The sequence below is a fragment of the Chryseobacterium sp. CBTAP 102 genome (genome assembly GCF_003201365.1).
GTDB classification, from domain to species: domain Bacteria; phylum Bacteroidota; class Bacteroidia; order Flavobacteriales; family Weeksellaceae; genus Chryseobacterium; species Chryseobacterium candidae.
Map to the genome: position 1 here is coordinate 264,481 of NZ_QICX01000004.1, position 15,071 is coordinate 279,551.

General features: G+C 35.7%; 12 protein-coding genes. 4 read left to right on the top strand and 8 right to left on the bottom strand.

Annotated elements, in window-relative coordinates:
* Window position 1: 1 nt before the first annotated feature.
* The 3 genes from C8D70_RS08035 to C8D70_RS08045 all read right to left on the bottom strand — a co-directional run bounded on the left by C8D70_RS08035 (window position 2) and on the right by C8D70_RS08045 (window position 5,682).
* Window positions 2-2,770 (bottom strand): hypothetical protein, encoded by a 2,769-nt coding sequence (locus C8D70_RS08035; protein ID WP_110366976.1) that lies wholly within the window; start codon window positions 2,768-2,770, stop codon window positions 2-4.
* Between the two features lie 65 nt (window positions 2,771-2,835).
* The gene (locus tag C8D70_RS08040; protein WP_110366977.1) at window positions 2,836-5,151 is read right to left on the bottom strand and encodes a T9SS type A sorting domain-containing protein; all 2,316 of its coding nucleotides are present in this window, start codon (window positions 5,149-5,151) and stop codon (window positions 2,836-2,838) included.
* Between the two features lie 12 nt (window positions 5,152-5,163).
* Window positions 5,164-5,682, bottom strand: a complete 519-nt coding sequence (locus C8D70_RS08045; protein ID WP_110366978.1) for an RNA polymerase sigma factor — start codon at window positions 5,680-5,682, stop codon at window positions 5,164-5,166.
* A gap of 193 nt (window positions 5,683-5,875) precedes the next feature.
* Between C8D70_RS08045 and C8D70_RS08050 the strand changes: the two genes are divergently transcribed.
* Complete coding sequence (locus tag C8D70_RS08050; RefSeq protein WP_110366979.1) at window positions 5,876-7,078, top strand: aminopeptidase C; 1,203 nt, start codon at window positions 5,876-5,878, stop codon at window positions 7,076-7,078.
* Between the two features lie 192 nt (window positions 7,079-7,270).
* Window positions 7,271-7,429, top strand: coding sequence for a bacteriocin-like protein (locus C8D70_RS20775; RefSeq protein ID WP_181416106.1), 159 nt, complete (start codon window positions 7,271-7,273; stop codon window positions 7,427-7,429).
* A gap of 209 nt (window positions 7,430-7,638) precedes the next feature.
* Here C8D70_RS20775 and C8D70_RS08055 read toward each other — a convergent pair whose 3' ends face one another.
* Complete coding sequence (locus tag C8D70_RS08055; protein ID WP_110366980.1) at window positions 7,639-8,700, bottom strand: NADH:flavin oxidoreductase; 1,062 nt, start codon at window positions 8,698-8,700, stop codon at window positions 7,639-7,641.
* Window positions 8,701-8,865: 165 nt separating this feature from the next.
* Here C8D70_RS08055 and C8D70_RS08060 point away from each other — a divergent pair, with 165 nt between their 5' ends.
* Window positions 8,866-9,255: a winged helix-turn-helix transcriptional regulator gene (locus C8D70_RS08060; RefSeq protein ID WP_110366981.1), complete on the top strand. Its 390-nt coding sequence runs from the start codon at window positions 8,866-8,868 to the stop codon at window positions 9,253-9,255.
* On the opposite strand, the gene C8D70_RS08065 is transcribed toward C8D70_RS08060, so the two are convergent.
* The 3 genes from C8D70_RS08065 to C8D70_RS20780 form a co-directional block, all read right to left on the bottom strand.
* A complete protein-coding gene (locus C8D70_RS08065) occupies window positions 9,248-9,589 on the bottom strand; it encodes a hypothetical protein (protein ID WP_110366982.1) in 342 nt (113 codons plus the stop codon). The genes C8D70_RS08060 and C8D70_RS08065 overlap by 8 nt on opposite strands.
* 85 nt (window positions 9,590-9,674) lie before the next feature.
* The gene (locus tag C8D70_RS08070) at window positions 9,675-12,107 is read right to left on the bottom strand and encodes a thiamine pyrophosphate-dependent enzyme (RefSeq protein ID WP_076595592.1); all 2,433 of its coding nucleotides are present in this window, start codon (window positions 12,105-12,107) and stop codon (window positions 9,675-9,677) included.
* Between the two features lie 154 nt (window positions 12,108-12,261).
* Window positions 12,262-12,420 carry a hypothetical protein gene (locus C8D70_RS20780; protein WP_168802040.1) on the bottom strand — a complete coding sequence of 53 codons (159 nt, stop codon included), beginning with the start codon at window positions 12,418-12,420 and terminating at the stop codon, window positions 12,262-12,264.
* A 369-nt stretch (window positions 12,421-12,789) separates the two neighbouring features.
* Between C8D70_RS20780 and C8D70_RS08080 the strand changes: the two genes are divergently transcribed.
* The gene (locus C8D70_RS08080) at window positions 12,790-13,533 is read left to right on the top strand and encodes a hypothetical protein (RefSeq protein ID WP_076595590.1); all 744 of its coding nucleotides are present in this window, start codon (window positions 12,790-12,792) and stop codon (window positions 13,531-13,533) included.
* A gap of 491 nt (window positions 13,534-14,024) precedes the next feature.
* On the opposite strand, the gene C8D70_RS08085 is transcribed toward C8D70_RS08080, so the two are convergent.
* Window positions 14,025-15,002, bottom strand: coding sequence for a polyprenyl synthetase family protein (locus C8D70_RS08085; RefSeq protein ID WP_076595589.1), 978 nt, complete (start codon window positions 15,000-15,002; stop codon window positions 14,025-14,027).
* Window positions 15,003-15,071 lie beyond the last annotated feature (69 nt).

Genomic DNA, 15,071 nt, shown 5'->3' on the forward strand with positions numbered 1-15,071 from the left:
GTTAAAATTTAAGTGAAACAATACAGCCAAATATTTTAAAGGAGGGAAGATTAAAAAAATCCAGTCCTCTTCCATTACTCAAATCGTAGAAATTCTGATTAGGATCCACGCCTTTATTGGCCTGCCAAAGCATGATATTATTTACATAAAAAGTCAGTCTGAGAGTCTGTTTATTCTTGTTAATCGGGAAATCTGAGGAAAGGGATATGTTATTGATCCTTACATAATCTGCTTTTTGAACATAATTTTCAGCTACTCCTAAATAACCGTACCTCGACCATCTGTTTTCCAGAACATTCTGATTGGGATCATAAAAATCCACAGGAACCTGGTTGACAGCTCCATTGGCCTGTACACCTTCGAAAATATAATTTTTGATATTCCTTTCTTCTCCTGAGCCATAAGAACGGCCGTAGTAATCGAGAACAGCCTGTGTTCCGTTCCACAGATGGCCTCCTTTTTTCCATTCCCAATTGATATCTAAGGACCAATTTTTATAGGCAAAACTATGATTGAATTTCATTACAAAATCCGGTGTAGGATCTGCAATAATTTTCATTCCGTCTGCTTTTTTAGGAAACCCAAACTCATCAATGACCAATTGTCCGGCTGCATTTCTTTCAAAGTAACTGCCCATCACAGCACCCAAAACCTGTCCTTCTGATAGTGTTTTATAAATATCTTTAAATCCTGAAACCGCATGGTTCTGATATCCGGGAGCAATGCGGTCTACAATATCTTTGTATTGAAAGAATGAGACCTTATTGGTGATATACATATCATATCCCAAACGCAAACGTTCGTAGGTAAAATTGAATTCGTACCCGCTGTATGTATGATCTGCTATATTTTTAAGTCTTAACTGATTGTTTTCAAAAACAGGAAATATATCATCTTTATTCTTTTTATTAAAATATTCTCCTTCTACACTTATTTTATACCCAAGATTCAGCCTGGCTCCAATTTTCCATTCTCTAGTATTGATATTGGACAAACCTCTGAAACTGTCTACTTCCTGTACCGGAAAATATTGATTGTAATTTTCTGCGTTCAGCAAAGTAGTAGAATACGAAGCGTATGATCTTGTCATTTCCGGTTCGGAGCTTAATTGGGTGTAACTTCCCAATAATTTAAAATTGTAATTATACCAATTGAAGATCCCATTGAACTTCAGATAAAAGTTAGCTTTTGGAAGCCAATAATTATTCTTAAGGGAAGTATTGGAGATGTAAAATGAATTCCCAAGATTAAACCCTGCTTCAAAATCATAATCGCGGATGTTCATATTATAATTAAAAATATGATCCTGTGAAGTTCTCTGATAGAGATATTTTTGGTGGGTCAGGCTGTTATAAACATCAGATTTTTTATCGTTTAAAATAAAATTCAGGCTGAAAGTATTTCTAAAGTCATAGTCTCCCAATGAATAAGAGCCCTGTATATTGGAATGATAAGAGCTATTGTTTTGAATCCTTTCATTGGATATTCCGTTGATAAAACCATAAGTAGAAGGTTGATATTGATCCTGATTCCAGCTAGTAATATTCTCGTAGGACTGACTGATATTCAGTTTAAAACTGCCCCAATCTTTCGCTACATTAAGACTCAACTGCCTGTCCCGATTCTTATAGCGGTATTTGCTATCCTGCTCAAAAAGAAAAGAAGGATTGTCTGCATTATTGTTGTAACTTCTCTGTGAGCCATTATTCAGGAAAATATTTTGTTCGTTTGAAAAAGATATGGGCGTAAGCAATGAATTCTGATAGGCTCTGTTGAACAATCCTATTCTATTGGTATTGGTTGCCTTGTTTTCTTCGTAATTAAAAGCCAGATTAATGTAATATCTACCCAAATCTGCATTCAGTTTTGCTTTAAGGGTATTGGTAATATCAAACTGATCAATAAAATACATCTGGTTCTTTTGCTGCCCCAGATTCAGTGAAAGACGGAATTTTTCATTGTTACCCTGTTGTATAAAAGCATTTACATTCAATTGGTTATTATAACCTACTGTGGTTTTAAAAAGATTATTATCATATCTTTTTGCACGCTGAAGTCCATTAATCCACGGAATCAGTTTTCCATTCTGGTCATACTCATAAGGGAATCCATTAAATCCAAGTGTTGATATATCTGGTCCAAAACTGAACATTTCATTCGTTTCAGGGCCTTTCCAAAAAAGATTTCCGTTTTCTGATCTTCCCTGAACATACTTATTTTGAGTCCCTGGAACAGCATTTCTGTTTTCAATATCAAAAGATGTGGTAAAACTTCCGTTAAACAGTAATATTGTCTTATTGATCCTTTTTAAAACATAAACAGTATCATTTTTTTGCTTTAGTTTTCTTATTTCATCAAAATAAGAATGCGATCTATTACTGAGTTGGGTTTTAGTTTTTTCAATACTGAAATCGTCTTTAATCTCTTTTGAAACAAGACTGTCATAGGCTTTACTGTAAATATTTTCTACACTTTTACTTCCTGTCTGATTTTCCAGAATCGTTTTTAATTCCCTGAGTTCATAAGAAGAAATAATATGGGTATTTTTCCCTTGGTTCCACACGAGAGTATCATAAGGTTTGGCAGCAATAATGGCAAATCCTTTCTCATCAGTCAGTTCATAAATACCACTGTTTTTATTATAAACCTTTAAAAAGTTCTGTTCTTTATCTTTAGATGTTAAAAACTTTCCAGAGTAATAGAGTTGTGAATTTTGTGCCTGTAATAGGGTAATCGTAAATGGCAATAACAGCAAATAATTCTTTTTCATCAGTTATTAGTATGCTTAAAAATATAAAAAAAGAAATTTCCGGGAAAATTTCTTTTTTCAGACAGTTAATTTTTAATGACCTTAAATGTTTCCCATTGATCATTAGTATGAATACGTACAAGATAAATCCCTTGAGGATAAGAAGTTAAATCAATTGAATTTTTACCTTCCGGCAGTTTTTCTTTTCTCATGATAATCTTTCCGGCAAGATCATATACAAACAGTTCTTCAATTGATTTTCTTGTTTTTATCTGCATCAGGCCTTTTGTAGGATTTGGGAATACTACAGTTTTACTGTCAATCTGACTGTCAATTTCTTTTTCCATTTTCTTGTTAATATTATCATTTGAAATTCCTGCACTGCACTCCGGTAAAATGGCTCTCTGAAGGATTAATCTTAATAATAAATCATTCAGTTTTTCAACTTCATAAGAATCTATGGTAGGCTTGATATGGCTGTTTCCTATTCCGCTGTCATCTGTAAGAAACGTATAGGTACCATTGGTGAGTAAAGCAAATGTACGCATCAGGTATTCCGTTTGTTTATCTGTATCACTGGCTGCCAGTGGTATAATGGTAATCCCTTTCTTTGCAGCATTCTTTATTGTACTGTAAAGTTCCTTTATATTCTGTTCTGAATGGTGTGGTGGGGCATCCAGAATTAAAAACATTATTTTGGCTGAGTTTTCGTGACTCCATTTCAACTCTTCAACAGAAACTTTCAGGGCTTCCACAACTGCTTCCGGCGTATCTCCGCCACCTCCTGCGTTCTGTTTTTTAATAAATTCAACGAGGTCTTCTGCCTTATCTGAAAAGTCAAATTTTCGGGTCACATATTCATCTCCCTGATCTCTGTAGAAAACTGATCCGTACCTTACAGTTGTATTTTTAAGCTGTCTTTCTGTTTTCTTCAACACGTCTAAAAGCTCAGACTGAAGATAAGAAATCTCATCTCCCATAGAACCGGTAGCATCTACTACAAAGGCAAGATCCAATACACGTTTTTGCATGCAGGTCTTGTCCAAAATAATGAGGTTTTGTCCATTTTTAAAGGTTCTGAGATTACTGCTGATGATCTGCCCGGAACCATCGGATAAATAATATTTCTCAGAATCTGAATTATCACCTGTCATAGGGGATATCCATAATTCTACATTACCAAGATTATCTGCAACGGCTTCCCATATAATGTTTTTCTTATCATCCAATAATTTTACTTTTTCCCCTATTACAGGCTTTCTGTCTTTATTCACAAGCTGAACTGAAACCCTTTTATCAGGGAAGAACTTCCATGTATTTTTATACTCACCCAGAGTAGGAACTGCAATATCTTTCCAATAATCCCACTTAGAAAAATCGTTAATTTCACCTGCAGTAAGCTGGCCTGCTTTGGGAAGTTTTTTTTCGGGTTCTTCCGGTTCTTTTAGTACTTTCTCTTCACTTTCTGAAGAAACTTTTTTCAGCTTTTCTATTTCTGCTGTAGATAATCCCTTTGTGGTAATTACAATAACTCCGTTATTAGCTTTGCTTCCATACAGGGCAGCAGCTTCGAGTCCTTTCAGTACTTTTAATTCTTTTATCTTTTTAGGATCCAGAGCATTTAAAAATCCAGATTCTCTGCCTAATATAATTCCATCAACAATATATAAAGGGGCTGTAGAATGACCATCCATGCTTCTTGTTCCCCTGATTAATATTGCATCATGCTTTTTAATTCCGGTTGATACTTCTATCCCAGCAACTCTTCCTGCCAGTGAAGAAACGGCTGCCGGTGAATGTACAGGATTCTTGTCTGTAGAAGCAATCATAACGGTTGAAGAGGCTGTAACGGATTTGTAACTCTTTTTAATGCCATACGCAGTGACAACAACTTCATCAATTTCCTTTGTTTTTAAGGTATCATTATATATTGGGGGTAAAGATGCTGTTATTTTATCAGGAGCTTTTACTGTCGGTATGTTACAGCTGGGATGCGTTTTATATGAGTCTGTTCCCACAACTGCTGAAGATTGATATGCTATGGGATCAGGCACAGATAAAGGCAACTTTTCTTTTCTGATATTCTCCTTTATGGTACTGTCTGTTTTTGCAATATCAACTTTATTACCAGAACTGTTTGAAACTTTATTTTCTACTATTACAGGTTGTAAAGGTTCTGCAGCCTCTTTTTTATTCATAAAATAAAAAGCTCCCAAACCAATCATCAAACTTGCAGCAATACCATAGGGCAGCCAGATAGGAATGATTTTCTTTTTCTCTTCTTTTTTATCTAATTTCTCCTCAATTTTTCCCCATACTTTATCAAAACCAGGAAAAACAGTTGGTTCTTCTGAAAGCTTGGAAGCTTCATTGAATTGTTGATCTATATGATTATTTTCCATTGTTGTAAAAGTTTAAATGTTTTGATTCACGAGAAGTTCCTGCAGCTTTTTTCGTGCAAAATTGAGCTGTGATTTTGATGTTCCTTCGCTGATGGAAAGCATGGTGGCTATTTCCTTATGAGGATATCCTTCAATAGCAAAAAGATTAAAGATGGCTCTGCAGCCTTCCGGGAGAAAATTCAGTAAGCTCAGAATATCTTTTTCCAGAGAAAGGTTTTCTGTAGTTCCTTCAGAATGATTATTGAAATTTTCTTCCAGGGAAATAAACATCCCTTTGTTGGATCTTAATTTCTGCAGACATTCATTTACAGCAATTTTTCTTGCCCATACTTCAAATGTATCTGCATTCTGGAGCTGGGTAATTTTCGTGAAGATCTTGTAGAATGTATCAGCCAAGACTTCTTCTATGTCTTCGTCATTTTTCAAATAGCGTCTGCAGACTGAATAAAGCCTGCCCGCCATTTTCTCGTAAACTTTCCGCTGGGCGTTGCGGTTGTTACGCTGACATTCCAATAATAATTCTTGTTCCATAGTCAGGAGTTATATTATTATAGATGCAGAAACTTTTATAAGAGTTGGAAACATGATCAACTTTTTTGAGTAAAGGGATAAATGAGCCTATATTATTAATTTTTTTATTTTTCTTAATTTCAAATTTAACTTTTCCATCTGTAACAAATCTCTATTATCAACGACTCTTAATATAAATAATCTTTTTATAGTAATGAAAAATGCCAAAATTGCATCATTACTTTTTGTTTTGTCTGCAGGAAGTATGATGTTTGCCCAAGATGACTTAATCAACAAGTTAAAAAACAACCAATCACAAAATGCTAATTTTCAGTTCACAACGTTAAAAGATGTGGGTGCAACTTCTGTAAAGAACCAGGGTTCATCAGGAACTTGCTGGAGCTACTCAGGAAACTCTTTCCTTGAATCTGAAATGCAGAGAATGGGCAAAAAACCTGTGGATCTTGCTGAAATCTTTACGGCAAGAAACTCTTACCACGATAAGGCAAAATTATATGTTTTGAATAACGGCGCTATCAGCTGGGGTGACGGAGGAGAACTTCACGACGTAATCAATATGTACAAGAAGTATGGTGCGGTTCCTCAGGATGTTTATACCGGATTAAAATCCGGACAAACAACCAACAACTTCAAAGAAATGCAAGGCAAACTGAAGCCGGTTCTTGACAGCCTTGTTCAGGCTTCCTCAAAAGGAAAACTGACAGATAACTGGATGGATTCTGTAGATGCTATTCTTGATGAATATTTAGGAAAAGTACCAGCCAACTTTACGTATGAAGGGAAAAACTACACTCCGAAAACATTTGCTAAGGAAGTGGTAGGAATCAATCCTGAAGATTATGTGGAATTATCTTCCTATAAAGATTATCCGTATTTTCAGAAATTTGTAGTTCCGATTCCTGATAACTGGAGCCACGATTCTGACTGGAATGTTCCGATGAAAGACCTTACTGCAATCATAGACAATGCAGTAGCTAAAGGGTATTCTGTAGGTTGGGCAACTGATGTTTCTGAGCCTTACTTCTCTTATAAAAACGGTGTAGCTTATGTTCCGGATATGGACCTTGACCAAATAACTGCAGAGAACAAACAGACTTTGTTTACAGAGCCTAAAAAAGATAAAACCATCACTGAAGACATGCGTCAGAAAGCACTTAATAACCTTTCTACAACGGATGACCATGGTATGCATATCGTAGGTTTGGCAAAAGATCAAACGGGTAAAGAGTATTATATGGTAAAAAACTCATGGGGAGTAACCAATGATTTTGCCGGATACCTTTATGTAACAAGACCTTATGTTGAATACAAGTCAACAGCGATCCTTGTTCACAAGAATGCCATCCCTAAAAGCATCTTAAAACAACTGAAACCAACTAAAAGCATTGGTTTATAAGATAAAGAAATCATTTCTGCCTGTTTAAAGGGCAGTTTTAGATATTTAAATCTGTTAACACCCGCTCCCGGAAATTCCGGGAGCGGGTTTATTGTATATTGTCTTTGAAAGAGTATATTTCACATTTTGGCACAAATTATTTTTTCGCTTTCAAAAAATATTATATTTGTATGAATCAACAAATTATTAAGTATGAAAAATCTAAGAAAATTATCTAAGACAGATTTAAAGAAAATTAATGGAGGAAATGCTCCTGATTGTCCGGGCGGAACAACAGCCTGCTACATTCCTGGCAAAAATGGGATTCCATCTCGATGGAAGTGTGTATTGGATACATTAGGATGTCCTTAAAATCACTTAGAACCATTTACAATTAATAAAACCCGGTTTCAGAAATTCTGAAATCGGGTTCTTTAATAAATAGGTGAAAATTAAATATAAAATAAAGTGAATTATGTTGATTTAATATCTGGTTGAATAATCAATTCTGCTTCGAAAAGTGAATAAATTATGCTGTTAAAAAAATCGACTTCGAAACGAGTTTATATTCATTATTGATATTAAAATAAAATGCCCATACTTTCTGCTGAAAAGTCCAGAAGAGCCTCCGTATTTCCGTCTTTGATCTTCTGTACCCACTGGTAGTCCTGTAAAATAGCTCTTCCTACTGCAACCAGATCAAATTCCTCATTGTCAAGTCTTCTGATCAGTTCCGTAAGATCACTTTTTTCTGTTCCCTGCCCTGCAAAAGCATTAAGGAAATCTCCGTTTAAGCCTACAGAACCTACTGTAATGGTTGGCTGCCCTGTAATTTTTTTTGCCCATCCTGCAAAGTTTAAATCAGAGCCTTCAAATTCCGGCTCCCAGAAACGACGCTGTGAGCAGTGGAAAATATCTACTCCAGCTTCTTTTAATGGTAATAACCAGTCTTCCATCTCGCCTGAAGTAAATGCCAGTCTGGTTTTATAATCCTGCTGCTTCCACTGAGAAAGACGGATGATAATGGTAAAGTCCTCTCCTACTGCTGCTCTGATTGCTTTTACGACTTCAACAGCAAATCTACTTCTTTCTTTTAATGTTTTACCACCGTATTCGTCAGTTCTTGTATTGGTAACTTCCCAGAAAAACTGGTCGATAAGGTATCCATGAGCGCCATGAATTTCAAGACAGTCGAAACCAAGGTCTTTTGCTGATTTTGCTGATACTGCAAACTGCGCAATGGTATCCTGAATATCCTCAATCGTCATTGTGGAAGCCTTTTCCATTGGAACCAACGGATAGTCTTCGGACATTCTTGTATCCCCTACGTGCCAGATCTGAGGACCCATTTTACCTCCATTCTGATGTACAGTATCAATGACATTTTTCCAGCCGTTTAAAGCTTCTGTACCATAGAAATCAGGAATGTTCTGCAAGTTTTTTGATCCCGGTCTGTTGATCACAGTTCCTTCAGAAAGAATCAGTCCTACTTCTGAGGCGGCTCTCCTTCCATAATAATCTGCGATGTTTTGGGTTGGAACTCCATTGTCAGATTGTGCTCTGGTCATTGGAGCCATTACAATTCTATTTTTAAGCTGTAAATTCTTGTATTGAAATGGTTTAAATAATGATGATGTGCTCATATTTAAATTTATATTTTATAATTGTTACACAAAGTAACTAATAATAGTTCACTTTTGTATCTTTTATTAAAAAAATAGTGGTAACTTCGCAGTAACCTACATTAGTAACATCAAAGTAACACATGAAATTCCGGTTTCATATGGTATTAAAATAAAGATCTCTCTATGAAAAAGAATGAATTAATGCAATACAGCTGTCCTCTGGGTAAGGCAATGGCCGCTCTGGGAAGCAAATGGAAGCCTATTATTGTTCTTGTTATTAAAGACAGGAAGTTACGTTTTGGAGAACTGGCAGTACGCATTAATGTCATTTCCAGAAAGGTTCTGACTGATCAGCTGAGGGAGATGGAAGCTGATGGACTGGTGATTCGTGAAGAGTTTAAAGAACTTCCACCTCGGGTAGAATATTCTCTTACAGAAAAAGGATTGGCATTGTTGCCTATTTTGTACCAATTAGAAGAATGGGAAACGAAATATCATGTCTATGATCCTGAGAAAGAGAAGGATTGTAAAATGATTATGGAAAGTAAGAAAATACAAAAGATTGTTATTTGATGGTCAGTTTATTAAGTTTTATTTGAACACTTTCATGATAACTACCATTGATATAATTTACAAATCCTTTCGTTATTACAGCTTTTGAACCTGCTTTAGGAATTGAATCTTTGTATTTAAAATAAAGAGTATCATTTTTTAGTTGATAGCTTCCGTTATATACATCTTTATCACGCACCATTCCCTGAGAAATGAATTCAAAACTGCTATCATCATACATTTTCAAATAAATCCAACCTAAAGGAGCTTCCCTGTCTGCCAGCAAAACTTCTTTTTTTTTCGCTTTTTTACAACTTATAATTATTAGTATTAAATATAAGATCCTGATTTTCATGATTTATTATGGAATGATTCAGACAAATATAAATTAAAAACCGCTCCCAAAAGGAAGCGGTTTTAAAATTTATCTAAAATCCCAATTAGAATATCGCCGGATATTTCTGAGGATTTGTTTCATTAAACATTGCGTAGATCTTTTCTACCATATCGTCTGCAGACGGCTTACTAAAGTAGTCACCATCACTTGCATAGGCAGGTCTGTGATCATTTGCAGAGATCGTTAACGGATCTGAATCCAGGTATCTGAATGCTTTTTGTTTTTCAAGAATCTGCTGTAAGATGAATCCTGTAGTTCCTCCTTCCACATCTTCGTCAATTACGACTAATCTGTTTGTTTTCTTAACACTTTCAGCAATTTCGTGAGATAAATCGAAAGGAATCAATGACTGAATATCAATCACTTCTGCAGAAATTCCTATTTTTTCCAATTCGTTGGCAGCTTCCGTTACAATTCTCCAGGTAGAACCATAAGTGACCAAGGTAACATCTTTTCCTTCTTTTGTAACTTCAATTTTCCCTACAGGAACAGTGAATTCGCCTAAGTTATCCGGTTGTTTTTCTTTTAATCTGTATCCGTTCAGACATTCTACGATGATTGCAGGTTCGTCAGCCTGAAGCATCGTGTTATAGAATCCGGCAGCTTTAGTAAGGTTTCTAGGTACCAAAACAAGAATACCTTTAGAAAGATTCAGAATACCGGCCATTGGAGAACCTGAATGCCAGATTCCTTCTAATCTGTGCCCTCTTGTTCTGATGATCAATGGAGCTTTCTGACCTCCTTTGGTTCTGTAGTGTACCGTTGCCAGGTCATCACTCATTCCCTGCAAACAGTAAAGAACATAGTCTAAGTACTGGATTTCAGCGATTGGCCTTAAGCCTCGCATTGCCATACCAATTCCCTGTCCAAGAATCGTTGCTTCACGAATTCCTGTGTCAGCGATACGTAAAGCACCGTATTTTTCCTGCATTCCTTCCAATCCCTGATTGACGTCTCCGATATTTCCGGTATCTTCTCCAAAGATTAAAGTTTCAGGATATTTTTCAAAAATTTTGTCAAAATTGTTTCTGATCACTACTCTTCCGTCCACATCTTCAGAACTGTCAGAATAGACAGGCTTGATTTCCTGAACATTTTCAGCCTTCCATTGAGATTGAGAGTATAAGTGAGAAGAATAATTATCTTTTTCAACAGCAGCTACTTCGTTATATTTCTGCATCAGCTGATTTCTTTCTGCAGAATTTGTTCCTCTTGTCGCCAGTAAAGTTTGTCTTACCAGATGGAAGATATCTTTCTTAGCTTTTGAAACCAATTTGTTGAAATGAGCGATATAATTTTCAACTTCAGCATTCTGTCCTTTAAGGTTTTCTACTAAAGGTAAAACAGACTTAATAAGTTCCGAAATAGCTTTCTGATAGTTTTCCCAGGCTGTTTTCTGTCCTGCTTTTGCTGCTTTTTTCGCTTCTTCGTCTATAGCCTTCAGTTCTTCAGCGGTAGCAATCACTTCTTCTTTTCCATCAATTTCGATAGAATAGTTCAGAATCCACTCTTTGAATTTTGCCAGGCCGTCATACTCAGCTTCCCAAGCCAGACGGTCTTCATTTTTATATCTTTCGTGAGATCCTGATGTAGAGTGTCCCTGAGGTTGTGTAACATCTACTACATGCACTACCACCGGTACACTTTCTGTTCTTGCAAAATGTTCTGCTTTAGCATAAGCATCTAATAATGCCGGATAATCCCAAGCTCTTACCTGGATGATCTCACAACCCTGATTTTCTCCCTCTTTTCTCTGGAAACCGCTTAGCATTTCACTGATATCAGCTTTTGCTCTCTGATTTTTCGTAGGAACTGAAATTCCGTATCCGTCATCCCAGATGGAAACAATCATTGGAACCTGAAGAGCACATGCTGCATTCAGAGTTTCCCAGAAGTGTCCCTCTGCTGTAGAAGCATCTCCAATAGTTCCGAAGGCAATTTCGTTTCCTTCTCTTGAGAATTTTTCTGAACCGTCAAATTTTACGCTTTTATAGATATTTGAAGCCTGGGCTAATCCCAACAATCTCGGCATTTGTCCTGCTGTAGGAGAAATATCGGAAGAAATATTTTTTTGAGCTGTCAAATCTTTCCAGCTTCCGTCTTCATTTAAACTTCTTGTTGCAAAATGCCCGTTCATTTGTCTTCCTGCTGAAGCAGGCTCTCTTTCCACGCTGGTATCTGCATACATCTGCGCAAAGAAACTTTCTACCGTTAAGGCATCTATTGCCAATGCAAAAGTCTGATCCCTGTAATATCCTGAACGGAAGTCTCCATTTTTGAAAACTTTCGCCATTGCAAGCTGAGGAAGTTCTTTTCCATCCCCAAAAATTCCAAATTTAGCTTTTCCAGTAAGTACTTCTCTCCTTCCGAGATAAGACATTTCACGAGAGATCCTTCCTAACCTGTAATCTTCAAGTATTTGATTTTTAAAATCTTGAAAGGATATTTCCTGTGTTTCAATATAGGTTGTTTGCATAGCTAAGTAAAAAAGTTTTTAATCTTCAAGTATTTTGCTAATATACACTTTTTAAATTAATTTTAATTTTTAATAATCTTTTTTAAAAATTTGATAATAAAAAAAATTGTGCTTTATTTTGAGAAAAATTGTAAAAGATGGAAAAAAAATCGTCTCATATTCTCAATGCATCCAGTAATCTTTTAGGATTTTCTCTGGTAATTATTACTTCTTTAAAAATATCAAAAATAAGCCATAGCACGTATTTGGATGAGTTTGCAGGAATTGCATGTCTGTTTTTTGCATTCAGTTGCTTTTTTTCTTTCTTAGCCATCCGATCTAAACATGAAAAGCGAACTGACAGATTTGAAACTATTGCGGATTATTTATTTTTAACCGCTTTATTTTGCATTGTTCTGGCTGTAATTATTGTGACAATAAAAATAATTTAACTTTAATTAAAGACCACAATATTAAATTATAAATAATAAAAAAACACAAATAAACAATTAAATTTATTAAAAAAATATAAAAACCAACATTATAAACAAAATATACCACAATTTTACAAATAATCAATAAATAAATCGGCATGAATTTTGACAATGTTTTTTTTCAAAAAAAAAAACACACATTTAAAAATATCATGAAAAAGCAACTATTTCAAGCAACTAGTTTATTATTATTTTGTACACTATCGATAATGCCAAAAGCACAGGTAGGAATTAATACCAGCAACCCTCAGACGACTCTTCATGTGGATGGAGCGAAAGATAATGCAGCATCCGGACTCCCCACAATTACCCAACAATCTAATGATGTTGCCATAACTTCAGGGGGAAATCTAGGCATTGGAACGATAGATCCTACAGAAAAGTTTGATCTGGCAACAGGTAATGCCAGAATTCGTAATATTAATTCAAACATTGGGATCGGAGGAACCGACAGATTTGTAGTAGCGGACGCAAATGGCGTTTTAAAAACAGTAAATTTTAATGCATATTCGTTATTCCATGCAAGATTAGCAGGAAACCAGAATTTAACGACTCTGTCAATAAGCACCTTGCTATTTGGGAATCCATTATCTACTTCACCCTATTATTCATACAATACAAGTACGGGAGTTTTAACGTTTAATCAGGCCGGAAACTATTTAGTAACATTGCAGGCCAGTTTTGGCAGTGCTCCTGCAGGCACACAGCTATTAATTGGAGTAAGACCGGTTCCTGATGCCGATTATTTAGGACGCGGAAGCCATTATAATGCAACAGCAACCTCTTCTACAGTAGGAGAACTCATGAATTACACCACTCTTCTTATTATTCCAAATGCGGGTTATCAGGTTCGCTTTACAGCATCACCTAATCAGGGCTGTACCGTTTTGGCAACAGAAAGCGGAAGTACAGGAAGCGGAAACGTAACCAATGTTACTATACAAAAGATCTAAAGAGACACAGATACAATAAGCCGGAGTAAAGTCTGGCTTATTATATTTTAAAACCTGTTAAAACTTTTTCTCCAACAATTAAAAGTCATGGAAGTTTAAATTCAGCCTTATTGATTGTTATTCTTTTTAATTTTTTTTGAACAGCCATATTAAATCATTGATTTCCCGGCTCTAAAATCGATTTTTTTTCAAAACGCAAGTGGGCTTTTCTGCATCCATCTTTTCACTTAATTAAAGTTTATTAACTTAACTGAATTAGGGACATGACTTCCTATTTTAATCAGAATGGAATCTGTGAAGCTAAAAAAGGAAGCTATTCAGGTGATAAAGAAGAGTTTTTCCGTATTTTCATCTTTTAAAGTGATGTCTCATTAAGCATGCAATGTATAGTAACTTGCGTACATGATGAGGATGAAGAGGACTCCCATTCACACTCATACGGGTTTCCAAAAGCTTAAATCTTAATTTTCTTAAACCAAACTCAGTTTAATTTAAAATTTTCTCTCAATTACATAATCCAGCATAATATGTAATGATTTTCTTGCTTCAGAATCTGGAAACTCATTCAGAATATTTTTTGCTTTCTGCTGAAAATCTTTCATGACTTCAACAGCGTATTCCAACCCGCCTGAGCTTTTAACAAATTCAATCAGTTCCTTTACTCTTTTGGGGTTATTGTTGTAACGTTTTATAGTATCAAAATAATATTTCCTATCCTTTTCATTGGCTGTTTTCAGGGTATGGATCAAAGGAAGCGTCATTTTCTGCTCTTTAATATCAATTCCTACAGGCTTTCCGATCACATTTGAGCTTAAATAATCAAAAAGATCATCTTTGATCTGAAATGCCATCCCTGTAAAAGTTCCGAAGTCCATCATCTTCTTAGCAATAATTTCGTCCGCATTATTGGAAAGAACTCCTATTTCACAGCAGGCAGCAATCAGAGTAGCCGTTTTCTGGCGGATAATTTCATAATACACCTCCTCTGTGATATCCAGTTTTCTGGCTTTTTCCAGCTGAAGAAGTTCTCCTTCAGACATTTCACGGATGGTTCTGGAAATAACCCCAAGCAGATCATAATCTTTGTGGTCTGTAGATAATAAAACTGATTTTGACAAAAGATAATCTCCCACCAAAACAGCAATTTTATTTTTCCACAGTGCATTGATTGAAAAGAAATTACGACGTTTAAAACTTTCATCCACCACATCATCATGTACCAGCGTAGCCGTGTGGATCAGCTCGATCATAGAAGCACCGCGATAGGTTTTTTCCGTCACCTCACCCACCAGTTTGGCACAAAGAAACACAAACATAGGGCGCATCTGCTTTCCTTTAGTGGTAACAATAAAACGGGTTACTTTATCTAATAAAGCTACTTTACTCTGCATTGACTCATAAAACTTCTGTTCAAAAAGTTTCATTTCATCATTGATCGGTCGTTTAATCTCTTCTACAATGTTTGCCACAATCTGCGATGCTGGGTGAATAATTATTAATTCTCACAAAGATAATTTTTTTCGCTCAATTTTAAGATA

Excerpts from the sequence above, each read along its gene's own strand:
- C8D70_RS08045 (WP_110366978.1), bottom strand. The coding sequence starts at position 5,682 with ATGGAACAAGAATTATTATTGGAATGTCAGCGTAACAACCGCAACGCC.
- C8D70_RS08040 (WP_110366977.1), bottom strand. The coding sequence starts at position 5,151 with ATGGAAAATAATCATATAGATCAACAATTCAATGAAGCTTCCAAGCTT.
- C8D70_RS20775 (WP_181416106.1), top strand. The coding sequence starts at position 7,271 with ATGAAAAATCTAAGAAAATTATCTAAGACAGATTTAAAGAAAATTAAT.
- C8D70_RS08070 (WP_076595592.1), bottom strand. The coding sequence starts at position 12,107 with ATGCAAACAACCTATATTGAAACACAGGAAATATCCTTTCAAGATTTT.
- C8D70_RS08050 (WP_110366979.1), top strand. The coding sequence starts at position 5,876 with ATGAAAAATGCCAAAATTGCATCATTACTTTTTGTTTTGTCTGCAGGA.
- C8D70_RS20780 (WP_168802040.1), bottom strand. The coding sequence starts at position 12,420 with ATGGCTAAGAAAGAAAAAAAGCAACTGAATGCAAAAAACAGACATGCA.
- C8D70_RS08080 (WP_076595590.1), top strand. The coding sequence starts at position 12,790 with ATGCCAAAAGCACAGGTAGGAATTAATACCAGCAACCCTCAGACGACT.
- C8D70_RS08060 (WP_110366981.1), top strand. The coding sequence starts at position 8,866 with ATGAAAAAGAATGAATTAATGCAATACAGCTGTCCTCTGGGTAAGGCA.
- C8D70_RS08035 (WP_110366976.1), bottom strand. The coding sequence starts at position 2,770 with ATGAAAAAGAATTATTTGCTGTTATTGCCATTTACGATTACCCTATTA.
- C8D70_RS08055 (WP_110366980.1), bottom strand. The coding sequence starts at position 8,700 with ATGAGCACATCATCATTATTTAAACCATTTCAATACAAGAATTTACAG.
- C8D70_RS08065 (WP_110366982.1), bottom strand. The coding sequence starts at position 9,589 with ATGAAAATCAGGATCTTATATTTAATACTAATAATTATAAGTTGTAAA.